Source organism: Aquirufa sp. ROCK-SH2 (assembly GCF_054558315.1).
Genome location: NZ_JBPXKB010000001.1, coordinates 123,308 through 140,074, shown reverse-complemented (window position 1 = coordinate 140,074; position 16,767 = coordinate 123,308). Strand labels below are relative to the sequence as shown.

Genomic DNA, 16,767 nt, shown 5'->3' with positions numbered 1-16,767 from the left:
TTAATTTGATTTTACAAGGTCCGCTAACAAATTCACCCATTCAGGAGAATTATTTAAGCTTTCGACTAATTGCCAATGCTCTCCACCCTCCTCTTCAAACAATTCTTTATATTCTTCGCCCACTTCAATGGTCGTTTCCAAACAATCTGAAACAAAAGCAGGAGAAAAAGCTAAGACATTCTTTTTACCTTCTTTGACCAATTTTTTAATCGTTTCATCCGTGTATGGTTGTAACCATGGATCTCTTCCTAAACGACTTTGAAAAGCAGTGCCAAAAGTCCCCTCTTTCAAACCCATTTCTTTGGCTATCAAACGGGTTGTAGCAAAACATTGGGCCCTATAGCAAGCGTGATTTTTTTCTGTAATTTGATCACAACAAGAACCTAATTGGCAGGTATTTTTGGTTACATCTCCTTTTCGGATATGCCTTTCAGGAACTCCGTGATAAGAAAATAAATAATAATCAAAGGCTGTCTTTTCTTGATATTTGATAGCTCTTTGAGCAAAAAACTTCGCAAAATCAGGATGATCATAAAAATAATTGACCATTGAAAATGCAGGTAGTGTTTGCCAAGAAGAAATGAGTTCCATAACACGTTCATAGACAGAACCTGTTGTTGCAGAAGCATATTGAGGAAATAAAGGAATAACAATCAACTTCTTTAAGTTTTGTTGTTGCATATCCTTCAAAGTACTCTCCAAATCAGGGTTTTGATAACGCATCGCCAACTTCACATAATATTCATCCCCTAATTGGGTTTGAAGATCTTTTACCACATCTTCCCCATAAAATTTCAAGGGAGAACCACGTTCTTCCCATAATTCTTGATAAATTTTTGCCGATTTAGGAGCCCGAAAAGGAGCAATTATTCCATTAACCAAAAGAAAACGAAATGGATAAGGAATATCAATAACACGCCCATCCATCAAAAACTCTCGTAAATACCTTCTCACAGATGAAGTATCTGGGGCATCAGGAGTCCCTAAATTAACTATTAAAACACCGATCATATTTCTTGAATCAAAGCGCAAATATGGGGTAAAAACTTAATATTTCCACTCTTCTGGGGTAATCTTTGTCCGGGTATTTGATTCAAGACAAGGAACTAAATCCTGGCAGGTAGTACTTGCTGGCGGACAAACAAAAATATCGCCCATGATGGGTGAAATAATTGCAGATTCACTTTCAGGAATATTTGTTTTTCGATCAATGTAAAATATCTTCTTTTTGACAGAAAAGACATTTAATAAACCTAAAATACGCTCTGATGGATTAGACACCGATTTTAAATTTATACTAAATCTGGTTTCAGCAGGTACATCAAACAAGGACCCGCTTGATTGCACAGCAGAAATCAATGATTGATAAAAAATATGTGCATTTTTAGTGATTGCTCTTTGTTCTAAACGAAAATAATAAGGCGTATAACCATTAAAAGGCACTCGCGCCACTTGTCGGCCTACCACTCTTTGTCCATTCGTCAATGCATCTGAAAACACATTTAAATCAACATTTCGTGTAATATCCCAGCAATTTCCATTACAGCGATAATTCCAAATTTGTTCCGTTGGAACTCTAGGAACCAAACAATCATTGGTTTTAAAGTTATACGTTCCTCCACCTTCACAAGTCGCACAAATAGTCAATGGTTCATAATGTGTCCAATTCCACATATAATAATCCCCTTCCGTTGTATTGTCTTTAAAATCCAAATAAACGGTAAAACCAGCTCTTCTGTAATCTACTTTGGAATATTGGTCAAATGTCTCAAATCTTGAAATGACATTTTCAATCTCAGGTACAGCATTCATTTTTTCAGGAGAACTCAAATATTCTTTTCCATTCAACGTTTTGATATACAATTGATAGGTAGATCCAACCTTACCTGCAAATCCTGCTGGAGGAAGATAAATTCCTGCCGTTGCTCCTTCTACAAAAGTTGTTTTTACATTGTTTTGATCCAAAATGTAAACCGTAGCTTTAGTGACTGGTAAAGACAAAACCGAACTAATTTTATTAGCTGAATTGGTTATTTTAATCTTACACAATTTAGCATCATCAGCAATATCCGCTTCGATGGTAATAAAAGAAGTAGAATCTATTTGCGTGAAATTTTCAACTGGATTTACGCAAGCCCAAGTCAAAAAGCCAACAAAACAACTTATCACTATATAGGTAATTATTTTTTGAGGCATTTCTATAAAAATTTAAAATTATAGGTCAAGGAAATAAATGGAGAAGCAAATACGCTTAACTCATAAGGACGTAATCCTTGTCTTGTTGATTTAAAGAATACGGAATATGGATTTTGGCGACCGTATAAATTATACACCGTAAAAACCCAGCTTCCCTCCCAACGTTGTTTTTTCATACTTGGATTGGTGATTGTCCATGAAAAATCTAAACGGTGATAGTCTCTAATTCGATCATTGTTTCTTTCTGTATAAACAGGATATTTTTTATCCGCAATCTCATAACTCCCGGAAGGAGAAGAAAAGGGACGACCTGTATTATAGGCAAAAGTGAATGAGAAACTGTGGTGTGTGGTTGGTTGAATATTTAGCATCATATTAACCGAATGTGGTTTATCATAATTGGTTGGAAACCAATTTCCTGAATTGATGGCTTGTACCTCTGGAAAATCTCCCACCATTTGATTAAATGCACGAGCGTAGGTATAAGAAATCCAACCAGACATTTCACCCTTCTTCTTTTGCAACATTAATTCAACTCCATAAGCCTTACTTTTTCCAGTAATTAGTTGAGTCTCAATATTGGGATTCAATTGCAAATTAGCTCCAGAAACAAAATCTAAGGTATTTCTCGTATCTCTATAATAAGTTTCTAAAGAGATTTCATACACATTTTCATTGATGGTTTTGAAATAACCCAAAGACAATAAATCACTTTGCTGTGGCTTGATGAAAGAATCAGCCGTTTTCCATCTTGAAGTAGGCAAAGGAGTGGTATTATTAGATAATAATTGGAAAAACTGTTGCATTCGATTATAACCAAACTTTAAAGTTTGATTTTCTCCAATGGAATATTTCATCGTAAGTCGAGGTTCTAAACCTCCATAACTTGCCATAACATCTCCATCTGCATAGGTTTTTTTATTAATGATTGAATTGGCAGATGGCATTTGTCCAGCCATGTATTCATTCACTAAACCTCCACCAATCCTCCAATATTGTGCATAACGCAAGCCAGCCTGTATGGTCAATTTATTGCTTACTTTCCACTCATCATCTACATAAATGGCCGCTTCTCTTGATTTTTCATCAGGCAATTTTACGGTTGCAACCCTTGAAATTACTCCATCATTCAAAGTCCCAGGCTTGATGTAATATTGTAAAAAAGATGCTCCAAAGTTCATCTTATGGGCTTCTGAAGGCTGATAATCAAAACTAGCATGTAGATTTTTATAATCAATCGAACTATTTAAATCAATTGTATTAACAGTATCAGGCGCATACGTTTTTGTTTTGTATAAACTCATTGTGGCGCTAAGCATCATATTTAACTTGGGAGAAAAATAATGATTCCAATGTACTGCGTAATTTTGATGTCCATAGTCAAAGGATGTCCTTTTAGCGACCACATTTTCAATGCTAAACAAGGAATCAACACGGTAAAAATCTTGACTCAAATAATTGGAAAAAGAAACCGTATTTTTAGCATTTGGGCGGTAATAAACCTTAGTCGCTACGTCCATAAAATTCGCACGAATATTTTTCAAATAATCAGGTGCAAAAGCTTTGAACAGGTAATCATTAATAGAAACTCTACCAGCGACCAAAACGGACAATTTATCTTTTAGAATAGGAATTTCGGCCATCACTCGATTCGAAACAACACCAATTCCTCCTTGCATTTTAAATTTTTCCGTATTGGGCTCAATCATTTTAATATCCAATACAGCCGCTGTTCTTCCCCCAAAACGAGAAGGAACGCCACCTTTGTATAATTCTAAATCACGAATGGCATCCGAGGCGAAAACTGAAAATAATCCAAACATGTGGGTTGGATTAAAAATCGGTGTATCATCAATATAAATTAGATTTTGATCCACATTGGAACCACGTATATTCAATCCGTTAGAACCCTCACCGACGGAAGAAACACCCGGCAAAGACTGTAAACTTCGAATTACATCTACTTCCCCCATCATGGTTGGAAGTTTTTTGATTCCTTTTAAACTTAAAACCGTCACACCCAAAGAAGGAGTTTGAATATCTCTTTTGGTAGCGGCGCTTGAAACAATAACTTCTTCCAATTGCTTGGTGACATTATTTAATTCCACATCCAATTTGACATCCGCTTTTCTGATTACAACCTTTGTACGGAAAGGGTTATAGCCGACATAGCTAACTTTGAGCACATATTCACCCGCTGGCAAAAACAATTCATATTTACCAAGTGAATCGGTTAATCTACCTGTTTTCTTAAAGTCTAATGAAATATCTGCACCTATCAAAGGTTCTCCAGATTGAGCGTCAATTACTTTTCCTGATAGTGAAGGAAGTGTAAAAGTTTGAGAAAAGCTTAAATGCGTTAAAATGAACAGAAAAAACACATAAAAGACTCTGTGGTAGAGTTTAATCATTAAATATTGGTTTAGAAAGAATCAAATTACATGTATTAATTGGATTTAAAGGCTAAGTAGCGACCAAATGGCTGAAATTGCGACGAAAATCAAAGCCAAAGGCGTTAATACCTTCCAACATAGATACATCAATTGGTCAACTCTTAATCGAGGTAATGTCCATCTGACCCACATTTGTAAAGAAATTAACAAATAGGATTTGAGCATTAACCAAATAAAACCAAGGATAGAACCCAATAATGTACCAGGTTCTCCATTTGTCCAATCGGCTAATTTGATGATAGAAATATTGGGAAGTGGAGAATACCAGCCTCCGAAGAACAAAATGACACCCAAAATACTAACCAAGAGCATCATACCATATTCTGACAAAAACAATAAAGCCCAACGCATTCCTGAATATTCCGTGTGAAATCCTCCAACCAATTCAGATTCTGCCTCTGGAATATCAAAAGGTGCTCGATTGGCTTCTGCCAAACTAGCTATAAAAAAAATGATAAATACAACAAAGAAAAAGGGATAACGAATAATGTTCCAAGTTAAAAAACCCCCTATTTGAGACAAATCAATGTTTAAAAATTTCAGTCCAAAAAGGTAATTTACATCTCCTGAAAAAATCCCTTGTTGAGTCACTATCGTTTGCAAATTCAAACTCGAACTGACAATCACCACACACAAAATAGAGAGTCCAAGAGGAATTTCATAGGACACCAATTGGGCAGCAGAACGAATTGCACCCAATAAAGAATATTTATTATTGGAAGTCCAACCCGCTAAAATAATCCCCAAACTGTCCAGAGAAACAATACCCATTAACAGCATAATTCCCATCTCTGTTTGAGAACCTTGTAACCAATTCCCTGAACTCAAAGGAATAACTGAAAAACCTCCGAAAATGGAAATAAAAATAATCCAAGGTGCTATTAAAAAAAGTTTTCTTTGTGCCAAATGGGGCACAATATCTTCTTTTTGAAATAATTTCAATAAATCAGCAAAAACTTGTAAAAGCCCCCATTTCCCTACTTCCATCGGTCCAAGGCGATCTTGCATAAACGCGGAAAGTTTCCTCTCCACATAAACACCAATGATCACATTGACTGATAATAATCCAAGACAAACCAGCAGGGCTATCCACATGAATTACAATTGGTTTAGGGCTTGAATGAAATCATTTTTCAAATCTTCAATGGCTTCTAATCCCACCGCTACACGGACTAATCCATCTGTTATTCCAACCACAGCACGATCTTCTTGACTCAATTTAGAATGTGTGGTAGATGCTGGATGTGTCATGATGGTTCTTGTATCACCTAAATTGGGAGAAATAGAAACCACTTTCAATAATTGACTTAATTTTTGAACTTTTTCGAATCCACCTTTAATATCCAAGGTCAAAATTCCACCACCGTACTTCATTTGTTTTTTGGCCAAATCATATTGGGGATGAGAAGGTAAAAAAGGATATTTAACCGCATGGATGGCTGAATGTCCGACAAGAGCCTCTGCCAAAGCCATGGCATTTTCCGAATGTTTCTGCATGCGCAAATCCAATAATTCCAAACTTTTGGACATCACCCATGCATTAAATGGAGACAATGAAGGGCCTGTATGACGCGCAAAAAAACGAATTTCTTGAATAAATTCTTTTTTCCCACAAATAACACCACCTAACACACGTCCTTGTCCATCGATGTATTTAGTAGCGGAATGAATAACCAAATCAGCCCCTAAATCTAAAGGTGTTTGTAATACGGGAGTTGCAAAACAATTATCAACTGCTAATACGATGTTTTTCCCTTCTTTGACTTTCGCCAAAGCAGCTAAATCGATTAAATCTAATCCCGGATTAGAAGGACTTTCACAAAAGAAAAATTTAGTATTGGGTTGAATAGCCGCTTCCCATTCTGAGATATTGTGGCCATTCACAAAGGTGCAATCGATGCCCCATTTTTTAGTAATCTTTGTTAAAATTTGAATAGCTGAACCGAACAAAGCATTGGAAGCCACCACGTGATCTCCGCTTTGAAGCAAACCAGCCATTGAAGCAAAAATAGCCGCCATTCCTGTGGAAAAGGCTATCCCATCTTCGGCATTTTCCAACATACACATTTTAGAAACGAACTCATCTACATTGGGATTCATGTAACGAGAATAAATATTTCCAGAAATTTCTTCTGCAAATATGGCTCTACCTTGTTCTGCATCTTCAAAAGTAAAACTTGAAGTTAGATACAAGGGAACAGAGTGTTCTCTATTTTGTGATCTTTCAGCTTGAATGCGAATCGCTTGTGTTTGTTTTTTCATAAAGGCAATTTTAGTCTACAAAAGTAATGGAATAAAGAAGAAAAGCCAAGGAAAATAGGCTATACTATCTTAACTCTATACTCTTGGAAATTGATAACCATTATGATAGGTTGGTTTGATTAATTGATTCGCTTTACTGGAATTAAATTGATTTAATTTTGCATCCCAATGAATCTTTTCTCCCACACGATAAGCCATATTTCCCATGTGCGAATTAATTGCCACTCGAGCACCTGCTTGAATCGGACAATTTAATTTAGAAGCATCATTTGCTTTCAATGCATCTAAAAAATTCACCGCATGTAAGTTCAATCCATTATCTACTTTGGGCTGTAAGGCAACCGCTTCCATTCTAAAATTATTACCATCCTTTTCTGGAATAACCTCCCAGCCATTTCGATTCACCACCAAGGTTCCATTGCTTCCAACAAAAGCAATCCCATGTTGTTTCCCATATAAACCACCTGTAATTCCTAAAATATTCTCCCACGACATGGTAAACTTGCCGTAATCATACACAGCATTTAAATAATCAGGCGTTTCTCTGGCATCATCAGGAAATGCAATTTTAGCTCCAGTAGCCATTACGGATTTGGGCATTTCAACTCCCGTAGCCCACAAAACAATATCAATTAAATGTACACCCCAATCGGTCATTAATCCACCAGCATAATCCCAAAACCATCTAAATTCATAATGAAATCGATTAGCATTGAACTCTCTTTTGGTGGCAGGACCCAACCACTTTGCATAATCTACTCCAGCGGGCACGGGGGTACTGGGAACTTTGACCAAAGGAGAACTATTTCCTCGGTACATCCACGTTTTAGTGGTTAATAAATTTCCTAATTTTCCTGATTGCACAAAATCAACTGCATCTTTAAAATGTTGTTGAGAACGCTGCCATTGATTAATCTGAATGATTTTTTTAGAACGCTCAGCCGCTTTTAACATCACTTGCGCTTCAGCAATGGAATTAGCAATTGGTTTTTCACAATATGCATGAAAACCAGCAGATAAGGTATCGGTTAATTGTAAACAATGCCAATGATCTGGAGTTGCAATAATGACAAAATCCAAATTCTTACTTTCCAACAAACGTCTATAATCATTGTAAAGAGTAGGATTATGACCTCCTATTTTATCTAAATCTGCTTTTCTTTGATTCAAAATATTGGCATCCACATCACATAATGCCACCACACTCACCTCTGGATTCTTCAAAAAAGCCATCAAATCTGACCAACCTTGACCTTTACAACCAATTAAGCCGACATGAATTTTATCATTGGCACTGATTATTTTATTTCTCCCAAAAGAAGAAAGAGGAACAAGTGTGGAGGTTCCGATAGCACCTAAAGCTAAAAGCGACTGATTTAAAAAATCTCTTCTATTTTGATTCATCATAAAAAAATAAGTTTTACAGAATTGAAAGGATAAAATTAGGGAAATCTACTTATTGATGTATGATGTAAGATGTATGATGTAAGAAGTAAAATTTTCGAGTCTACTATGAAGAAAAAAATGGACATCCATATACATACATCTTACATCATACATCATACATCTTACATCATACATCATACATCTTACATCATACATCAATATTCAAAATTTTATTGAGTATAAATACAAAACATCCTACTTTTATATTATATTTAAAAATTCCTAAATAAACATGAAAAAATACTTACTAGGCTTATTAAGCTTTTTGGTTTTCACACCAGCTTTTTCACAAAAGCAAAATTGGACAAATCTTTTTGACGGAAAAACATTTAATGGTTTTAAACAATTAAATGGACAAGCAAAATATGAAATTAAAGATGGAGTAATGATTGGTACGACAGTTGCCAATACCCCTAATTCTTTTATGGCTACAGAAAAAGAATATGGCGATTTCGTTTTAGAATGTGAATTAAAATTAGACAATTCCATGAACTCTGGTATCCAAATCAGAAGTTTATCAACTCCAGAATATCAAAATGGCCGAGTACATGGATATCAGGTAGAAATTGACCCTTCAGACAGAGGTTGGTCTGGTGGTATTTATGACGAATCTCGTAGAGGTTGGTTATACCAAAATGAAATGAATCCAAGTGCAAAAAAAGCATTTAAACGTGGAGAATGGAATAAATACCGTATTGAAGCAATTGGCAATGTGATTCGCACATGGATCAATGATGTACCTGTGGCATATTTAGTAGACGATATGACTGCTAAAGGATTTATCGCTTTCCAAGTTCATGCCATTGGCAGTAATGACCAAGTAGGTAAGCAAGTAATGTGGAAAAACATTCGTATTCAAACTGGAAAAGATATTCAAGCAAGACCAGTAGATGCTTCAACTCCTCCTATCGAAAATTACACAATGAATTCACTTTCAGATGGAGAAAAACAAGAAGGATACAAACTTTTATTCAACGGAAAAGATTTAACAGGATGGAGATCAGCTTTTAAAACGACAGCACCTCCTCCAGTTTGGACAGTTGAAGAGGGTCAATTGCATGTTAACAGTTCAGGAGGGCAAGAATCTACTAATGGAGGAGATATCTTGTCTAACGATACTTTCAAAGCTTTTGAGCTAGTATTTGATTTTAAATTAACCGAAGGAGCGAATTCTGGAGTTAAATATTTTGTCAATGAAACGTACAATTCTGGAAAATCTGCCATCGGTTTGGAATACCAAGTATTGGATGATGAAAAACATCCAGATGCTAAATTAGGAACAGAAGGAAATAGAACTTTAGCTAGTTTATATGACTTAATTCCTTCTATCAAAAACGATAAGAGATTCCAAAAGAAAATCGGTGAATGGAATAAAGGCCGTGTGATTGTTTATCCAAACAACCATGTGGAACATTGGTTAAATGGCTTTAAAGTGTTAGAATATGAAAGAGGTGGACCAGCATATCGCGTATTAGTTGCTCATTCTAAACACAAAGTTTGGCCAGGATTTGGCATGATGGAAAGAGGTCCAATCTTGTTACAAGAGCATGGTGATTCTGTTTTCTATAAAAATATCAAAATCAGAGAAATTAAATAATTTAGAACCTATCATATAACTATAACATGGAAAGAAGAGAATTTATTCAAAAAAGTGCCATTGCCTCCTTAGGTAGTTTGGCATTCAGTCCCAAATCATACAGTAAAATTATTGGTGCTAATGATCGTGTACGTGTTGCTTGCGTTGGATTTTCCGATAGACATAGAGCGTCTCACGTGCCTCCATTCAAGGCTTTAGCCAAAGGAATGAACTTTGAAATGGTTGCATTATCTGATCTTTGGAATAGAAGAAGAGAAGAAGGTAAAGCTTATTTAGAAAAAGAATTAGGTGGAAATATAACTACCTACAGAAATAATGACGAATTATATGCTGCAAAAGGAATTGATGCAGTTTTCATTTCAACTGCCGATTTCCAACACGCTTTACATACCATTGAAGCAGTAAAAGCAGGATGTGATACTTATACAGAAAAACCATTGGCTGAGACCATGGAAGATGCTCGTGCGGTACTAAAAGCAGTGAAAGAGTCGGGTAAAATTGTTCAAATTGGTTCTCAAAGAAGATCAGGGGCCAATTATTGGGCAGCTGATGAATTTATCAAATCAGGTAAATTTGGTGATATTAAAATGGTAGAATTACTTTGGAACGTAAATCAACCTGGAAGATGGAGAAGACCTGCCTTATGCAAAGATTTGAAAGAATCAGATATCGATTGGAAACGCTTCTTACTGAATCGCCCAGCTGATACTTTTGATCCAAGAAAATACTTAGAATACCGTTTATTCTGGCCATATTCTTCAGGAATTCCAGGTCAATGGATGTCACACCAAATTGATACTGTTCACTGGTTTTCCGGATTAGCTCATCCTCGTTCAGCTGTAGCTAATGGGGGTATTTACCAATGGCAAGATGGACGTAAAAATGCTGATACTTTAACTGTTGTATTTGATTACGGTCCATTAGATAATCCAAACAAAGGTTTCCAAGTTCAATTTACTTCTCGTTTCTCTAATGGAGCAGGTGGTACCAAAGAAATTTATTACTCGAATGGTGGTGAATTAAATTTGGATACCAATATGATTTCTCCAAACGGAGGATTATCAGAAAGAGAAGCCAAAGCAATGGGAATGCAAGCAAATTTATTACCTAGCATGAAGATTGAAGGAGCTGCTCAAGTTGCTACAGATGCCAACACAGGAGGTGATGATTTAACTTTCAGCCACATCAAAAACTGGATGGAATGTGTTCGTTCACGTAAAACTCCAAATGCTCCTATTGAAGCTGGTTACCAACATTCTATCGCAACCATTATGTCTAATGCGGCTTACCGCACAGGCCAACGTGTTACTTTCAATGAGAAAACACAAGAAGTAATGGCAGGAGATAAGGTGTTTAAGTACTAGTTGTCATTTATGAATTATGGATTATGAATTATGGAATGTGAAAACCTGACCATAAATCATAATCCATAATTCATAATTCATAATTGTTTTATTATCTTGCCATCTGATATTTGAAAGACGAAAAAATGGCAATTATCCCTACCAAAACCAAGAAAGATTTATATACCCACATAGGTATTATTGTATCACTCACCTTGGTCTTATTCTTTGGATTCTTTTTTGTTTATCTACCTTGGAGCACACACCATGGTGAAACCATCAAGGTCCCTAATTTAAAAGGGATGAGTATGGAAAAGATGGAAGAATTGGTCGATGCCAATGACTTAACTTATGAAATTTCCGATTGCACTTACACAGCAGATCGTCCTCCATTAACTATTTTATCGCAATACCCATTACCAAATTCTTTGGTAAAATCGGGTAGAAAAATTTATATCACCATCAATTCCGAAACACCTCCTACCATAAAAATGCCAGGTTTAGTGGGTTTATCGGTACGTAGTGCGGAACAACAATTGTTAATTGCTGGATTAAAAAAAGGAATTGTACATGAAATCAATGACCCTAGAATCAAGGAAGTGATTGATATGCAAGTGGATGGGAGAAAAATTGAAGCTGGCGCAAGCATCCCAAAAGGCGCTGTCATTGATTTATTTATCGGAAATGGTACAGCCAATGTTGAAATGGAAATGCCTGACTTAATTGGTAAACCTTTGGATGAAGTAAATATTATTTTGGCAGGTATGACATTGAAAGTTGGTAAAGTAACTTACGAAGCCAATTCAGAGCAAGCTCCAGGAACAGTCTTCAAACAAACATGCGCTTCTTGCACAGGAACTAGTATACATCCAGGTGATATTATCGACTTATGGATTGTAGGTGGAGAAGAAAATCAATAAAAAATTAACAATGGATATTACAGTAGAAGAATTAAAAGATAGAATCGAAAAAAACGAAAAATTAAACTTGATTGATGTTCGCGAAGAACATGAATATGAAGAGTTTAATATAGGCGCAACATTAATCCCATTGGGAGAAATAGCTGATCGTTTAGAGGAAATTGAGCACTTGAAAAATGAGGAAATCATCATTCATTGTCGTTCTGGAGCTCGTTCAGGCAGAGCACAACAATACCTTGAATCCGAAGGATTCACCAATGTTCGTAATTTAATTGGCGGGATGTTGGCTTGGCAGAATGAATTATGAGTTATGAATTATGAGGAAGAGGTAAGAGACTGATAAATATCCTTCCTCTTACCTCTTACCTCACCCCTCTCTCAAACCGCTCCAAGGCCTCACTCAATTCTTTGATTTCTGTTTCAAATACGCTGAATTCACAAACTTTGGCTTTTTTCTCTATGATTTCACAAAGGTGATGCACTTCTGCGGCTCCGAGTGTTCCGGAATTTCCTTTTAGGGTATGTAATTCCGATTGAACCCCTTTGCAATTTCCTAATTGATAGGCTTCCATAGATGCACGAATTTGCTCTTTTGCCTCTTGAATAAATTCATTCAGCATGTCATCCACAAAGGATTTCTCTCCTCCAACAGCATCCAACAAAGCATTTAATATCTCTTTATCAACTACTGGAGTTTTTTCTTCTTTTTTAACTGATACTTGCTCCTCTGCCGATTTACCTGAAATCCATTTGCTAACCACATCAATCAATTGTTGCGCACGAATGGGTTTTGCCAAATAATCGTCCATGCCTACAGATAAAAAACGATCTTTGTCTTCTTTCATCGCATAGGCTGTCATGGCTATTATTGGAGGCAAATAGGTCAAATTCGCCGATTTCAAGTATTGAGTTGTTTCCATTCCATCCATTCCTGGCATTTGAATATCCATTAATACCAAATCAAAAGTATGCGCGGCGCTCAACTTATCAATAGCTTCTTGTCCACTGCTTGCTGTATCCACCTGACACCCTGCCTTAATCAAAATTTGACTCGCAACTTTCCGATTCGTTGCATTATCGTCCACCAAAAGTATTTCTGGTTTTAAAAGATCTAAGGTGCCTTTGATTTCAAATTGAGTCTTACTTTTTGATTGAGAGGCCAAGGACTGGTCACCAATCGAAAGTTTAACAGTGAACCAAAAAATACTTCCCTCTCCTATTTTAGATTCTACCCCAATTTCACCGTTCATCATTTTACAAAACTCCCGAGAAATGGCCAAGCCTAATCCAGTACCACCATATACTTTCTTGGTAGAATTATCCAATTGCTGAAAAGCACTGAACAATTTTTCAACATTTTCAGCTGAAATACCTATGCCTGTATCTTTCACTTGAACCAAAAGCTCCACTTCATCTTGCGTAATCGACTTGGTATTTACTTCAATATCTACCCTTCCATTTTCGGTAAATTTCAAGGCATTGGATGTCAAATTAGATAATATTTGCAATAATCTGGTTTCGTCAGCCACTAAAACCCGAGGAATATCTTTCGCTAGATGGTAGGATATTTTATTGCCTTTTTGATGGGCAACTTGAGAAAACAAGGCCATTAATCGCTCAAAAACTTCTTCAAATACCACGTCTGTTGGATGAAGAGCCATTTTCCCAGCTTCTATTTTAGCCAAATCTAAAATATCATTTAGGATATGTAAAAGCGTCTCAGATGACTTTTTAATGGTTTGAACATAATCCATTTGTTCCTCTTCCAAAGGTGTTTCTGCCAATAAATCAATCATTCCTATTACTCCGTTCATAGGTGTACGAATCTCATGACTCATATTGGCTAAAAACTGTTCTTTCACTTTTAATGAATGGACTGCCTGCTCCCTCGCTTCTACTAATTCTCTTTGGTATTTTTTCAAATCTGTAATGTCCCTAGCTATGCCTGATACTTCTTCGATTTGACCATTTTCTAAAAAAATAGGATTCAAATACACTTCCAACCACTTTTCTTGACCATTTTTAGTGGCTAATTCCAATTCAAAATGCTGCTTTTGACCCCTAAAAGCCAATTTATAAAAATCCTCTAAATTTCTTCTTTGATTACTAATAACCAATTGGAATCCCATCTTTTCGGTACTGAAGTTCAACTGAGGAGTACGATTGAGTTCAGATTGCAAAAGCTCTGAATATTCGCAATTGAAACTAGTTAGTAACAATCGCTTATTCACAGACCACATCAAGTGAGAACTTCCTTCAAAAATAGCATTCAAACGAGCCGTTTCTCTCGCTAAGGCTTCTTCCGCTTGCTTCCTGGCAATCGCCAAAGCGACTTGCCCAGAAATAAAATCCAATAATTCTAAATCTCGATTTTCATACTTATTGGCACGTTCATAAGATTTGACACCGATAATCCCTGTTACCCTATCGCCAATTCTCAAAGGCACACAAAGCATTACTTTAGGAACAACGCCATACAAATAAATCTTCTTCTCTTTGGCCAATTGATGAATATCATCGTCATGCAAAATCAATGGCTTATTGGCCATAATGGCATATTCAGTTAATCCATTCCCTAATTTCCGTTTGGTAAAATGAACCCTTGAATTAAAATATTCATCAATGTAATAGGGGAAATACAAATAACTTTTAGCGGGGTCGTATTGTGCGATGAAAAAGTTTTTTACATCAATCACCTCACCTAATTGCTTGTGAATATTACTGTATAAATCATCTAAATTGGATGAATTAATAGCCACTTGGGCAATGGATGAGAATAATTTACTTGCTCTCTCTGCACGAACTTTCGCGGTTGAATTATGTAAAATAAAACGAAAAGCAGTGGGCACATCTTTTTCAAAACGACAACTAACCGATCCACTTACATACAGTCGACGACCGTCTTTTCGTTTAAAAACGCCTGAATATTCTTCCAGCGTCCCACCCTTACCTAAAATATCTAATTGTTCATTGGTCAAATGAGCAAATTCAGGATGAAGCACATCGGTCAAACGTAAGTCCTTGACTTCCTCCTCCGTATATCCCATGGTATCCGCCCATGCCTTATTGACAAATAAAAATCGGCCTGTAGCACCAATGATTTGAATTAAATCGGTGGTATTATCTATCAAATCTTGTAATTGGGCATTGGATTTACTTAAAGCCTCAGAAACCTTTTTGCGTTCACTAATATCTTCTCCTATGATACTTAAAAAACGCTGTCCATCTAACTCACTTACAATGGTAGAAGCAACTTCTACCCATTTTATTTGCCCTGCTTTTGTAATGTAATCTCTTTCTCGTTCCTCAAATAATCCACCTTGAGCAACCGCCTTCGCAAAGGAATCTCTTCTTTGTTCCTTTTCACCTTCCGGCAATAAAGTAGTAAAGAAATCTTTTCCATTTAACTCGAGTGGTTCATAACCTAAAAACTTGTGTGTATAATCATTGGCATAAACGATTGTGCCATCCAAGGACATGATTAAACCAAATAGTTTGAGACTATTTAATGTATTGATTAAATTCTGTTTTGTTGGACTATCGGAACTGCTTGAATGATCATTGCCACCATTTTCCAATAGTTTTTTCAACAATTGAATTTCATTGATTAACTCCTCTTTGCTTTTGTGCGCCCAACTCGCCATAGCTAAATTTTAATTTTTTGTTTAAATGTACAAAAAAGGGCTTAATTTTACTCCTTAAAGCCCAAATCCAGTGCAAGTAAGAGCAAAAAAGAACTTAGGACAACATTTTTTAAACGATTTAGACGCTGCCCAGCGTATTGTCAATGGATTACAACCCAATGGCGCATATACCAAAGTTTTAGAAATTGGGCCTGGAATGGGCGTTTTGACTCAATATTTAGTTAAAAAAACAGAATACGAAACACATTTAATTGAAATTGATACCGAATCAGTCCGTTATCTTCGTAAAAATTATTTGGAATTCACAGGTCCTAGATTAATTGAAGGAGATTTTCTTCGAATGCCTTTGGAAAATATTTTTGGAGAAGAAAAATTCGCGATCGTTGGCAATTTCCCATATTTCATTTCAACACAAATCTTTTTTCATATTTTGGATTACAAAGATCAATGTGTAGAGGTTGTAGGAATGTTACAAAAAGAAGTAGCTGTACGTTTAGCGGCCAAACCGGGTAACAAAGATTATGGGATTTTAAGCGTCCTTTTACAAGCTTTTTACGACATAGAATATTTATTTTCACTAGGACCAGAGGTTTTCACTCCTCCCCCAAAGGTAAATTCCGGGGTGATTCGATTGGTCAGAAATTGGGATAAAAAATTAGCGTGTGACCCTAAAAAATTCAAAGCGCTCGTCAAAATGGCTTTCAACCAAAGAAGAAAAACCTTGCGTAATGCATTAAGAGCTTTACAATTGCCGGATCATGAATTATTAAACAAACGGGCAGAACAGTTGGGTGTGGCAGAATTCACCTTATTGACAGAGCTTTGGAAAGAAAACGGATATTTGGGGAATTGAGTTTTTGAAAAATTTTAATACCCAGACAACAAAGCATAAGTAATTATTTGACT

General features: G+C 36.1%; 12 protein-coding genes. 5 read left to right on the top strand and 7 right to left on the bottom strand.

Annotated elements, in window-relative coordinates; translation table 11 throughout:
* The 6 genes from hemH to V7S79_RS00565 all read right to left on the bottom strand — a co-directional run bounded on the left by hemH (position 1) and on the right by V7S79_RS00565 (position 8,318).
* On the bottom strand, positions 1–1,011 hold the full coding sequence (gene hemH, locus V7S79_RS00590) for a ferrochelatase (RefSeq protein ID WP_459488464.1): 1,011 nt from the start codon (positions 1,009–1,011) through the stop codon (positions 1–3).
* A gap of 36 nt (positions 1,012–1,047) precedes the next feature.
* Positions 1,048–2,196: a DUF4249 domain-containing protein gene (locus tag V7S79_RS00585; RefSeq protein ID WP_459488463.1), complete on the bottom strand. Its 1,149-nt coding sequence runs from the start codon at positions 2,194–2,196 to the stop codon at positions 1,048–1,050.
* Positions 2,197–2,198: 2 nt separating this feature from the next.
* Positions 2,199–4,607 (bottom strand): TonB-dependent receptor, encoded by a 2,409-nt coding sequence (locus tag V7S79_RS00580; RefSeq protein ID WP_459488461.1) that lies wholly within the window; start codon positions 4,605–4,607, stop codon positions 2,199–2,201.
* A 45-nt stretch (positions 4,608–4,652) separates the two neighbouring features.
* Positions 4,653–5,744: a complex I subunit 1/NuoH family protein gene (locus tag V7S79_RS00575; protein WP_459488459.1), complete on the bottom strand. Its 1,092-nt coding sequence runs from the start codon at positions 5,742–5,744 to the stop codon at positions 4,653–4,655.
* Positions 5,745–5,747: 3 nt separating this feature from the next.
* Complete coding sequence (locus tag V7S79_RS00570; protein WP_459488457.1) at positions 5,748–6,911, bottom strand: trans-sulfuration enzyme family protein; 1,164 nt, start codon at positions 6,909–6,911, stop codon at positions 5,748–5,750.
* A 75-nt stretch (positions 6,912–6,986) separates the two neighbouring features.
* Positions 6,987–8,318: a Gfo/Idh/MocA family protein gene (locus tag V7S79_RS00565; protein WP_459488455.1), complete on the bottom strand. Its 1,332-nt coding sequence runs from the start codon at positions 8,316–8,318 to the stop codon at positions 6,987–6,989.
* Positions 8,319–8,589: 271 nt separating this feature from the next.
* On the opposite strand from V7S79_RS00565, the gene V7S79_RS00560 reads away from it, so the two are divergent.
* The 4 genes from V7S79_RS00560 to V7S79_RS00545 all read left to right on the top strand — a co-directional run bounded on the left by V7S79_RS00560 (position 8,590) and on the right by V7S79_RS00545 (position 12,524).
* A complete protein-coding gene (locus V7S79_RS00560) occupies positions 8,590–9,954 on the top strand; it encodes a 3-keto-disaccharide hydrolase (RefSeq protein WP_459488453.1) in 1,365 nt (454 codons plus the stop codon).
* Between the two features lie 26 nt (positions 9,955–9,980).
* Positions 9,981–11,318 (top strand): Gfo/Idh/MocA family protein, encoded by a 1,338-nt coding sequence (locus tag V7S79_RS00555; RefSeq protein ID WP_459488452.1) that lies wholly within the window; start codon positions 9,981–9,983, stop codon positions 11,316–11,318.
* A 125-nt stretch (positions 11,319–11,443) separates the two neighbouring features.
* Positions 11,444–12,217 carry a PASTA domain-containing protein gene (locus tag V7S79_RS00550; RefSeq protein WP_459488450.1) on the top strand — a complete coding sequence of 258 codons (774 nt, stop codon included), beginning with the start codon at positions 11,444–11,446 and terminating at the stop codon, positions 12,215–12,217.
* A gap of 10 nt (positions 12,218–12,227) precedes the next feature.
* Positions 12,228–12,524 carry a rhodanese-like domain-containing protein gene (locus V7S79_RS00545; protein ID WP_459488449.1) on the top strand — a complete coding sequence of 99 codons (297 nt, stop codon included), beginning with the start codon at positions 12,228–12,230 and terminating at the stop codon, positions 12,522–12,524.
* Between the two features lie 55 nt (positions 12,525–12,579).
* Here the strand turns inward: V7S79_RS00545 and V7S79_RS00540 are convergent, their stop codons facing one another.
* Positions 12,580–15,861 (bottom strand): PAS domain S-box protein, encoded by a 3,282-nt coding sequence (locus V7S79_RS00540; RefSeq protein ID WP_459488447.1) that lies wholly within the window; start codon positions 15,859–15,861, stop codon positions 12,580–12,582.
* 70 nt (positions 15,862–15,931) lie between these two features.
* Here V7S79_RS00540 and rsmA point away from each other — a divergent pair, with 70 nt between their 5' ends.
* Positions 15,932–16,714, top strand: coding sequence for a 16S rRNA (adenine(1518)-N(6)/adenine(1519)-N(6))-dimethyltransferase RsmA (gene rsmA / locus V7S79_RS00535; protein WP_459488445.1), 783 nt, complete (start codon positions 15,932–15,934; stop codon positions 16,712–16,714).
* Positions 16,715–16,767: the final 53 nt, after the last annotated feature.

What these genes read in the sequence shown, in the direction of transcription:
- V7S79_RS00560 (WP_459488453.1), top strand. Translation starts at nt 8,590, where the DNA reads ATGAAAAAATACTTACTAGGCTTATTAAGCTTTTTGGTTTTCACACCA.
- V7S79_RS00565 (WP_459488455.1), bottom strand. Translation starts at nt 8,318, where the DNA reads ATGATGAATCAAAATAGAAGAGATTTTTTAAATCAGTCGCTTTTAGCT.
- hemH (WP_459488464.1), bottom strand. Translation starts at nt 1,011, where the DNA reads ATGATCGGTGTTTTAATAGTTAATTTAGGGACTCCTGATGCCCCAGAT.
- V7S79_RS00540 (WP_459488447.1), bottom strand. Translation starts at nt 15,861, where the DNA reads ATGGCGAGTTGGGCGCACAAAAGCAAAGAGGAGTTAATCAATGAAATT.
- V7S79_RS00585 (WP_459488463.1), bottom strand. Translation starts at nt 2,196, where the DNA reads ATGCCTCAAAAAATAATTACCTATATAGTGATAAGTTGTTTTGTTGGC.
- V7S79_RS00545 (WP_459488449.1), top strand. Translation starts at nt 12,228, where the DNA reads ATGGATATTACAGTAGAAGAATTAAAAGATAGAATCGAAAAAAACGAA.
- V7S79_RS00555 (WP_459488452.1), top strand. Translation starts at nt 9,981, where the DNA reads ATGGAAAGAAGAGAATTTATTCAAAAAAGTGCCATTGCCTCCTTAGGT.
- V7S79_RS00575 (WP_459488459.1), bottom strand. Translation starts at nt 5,744, where the DNA reads ATGTGGATAGCCCTGCTGGTTTGTCTTGGATTATTATCAGTCAATGTG.
- V7S79_RS00550 (WP_459488450.1), top strand. Translation starts at nt 11,444, where the DNA reads ATGGCAATTATCCCTACCAAAACCAAGAAAGATTTATATACCCACATA.
- V7S79_RS00570 (WP_459488457.1), bottom strand. Translation starts at nt 6,911, where the DNA reads ATGAAAAAACAAACACAAGCGATTCGCATTCAAGCTGAAAGATCACAA.
- V7S79_RS00580 (WP_459488461.1), bottom strand. Translation starts at nt 4,607, where the DNA reads ATGATTAAACTCTACCACAGAGTCTTTTATGTGTTTTTTCTGTTCATT.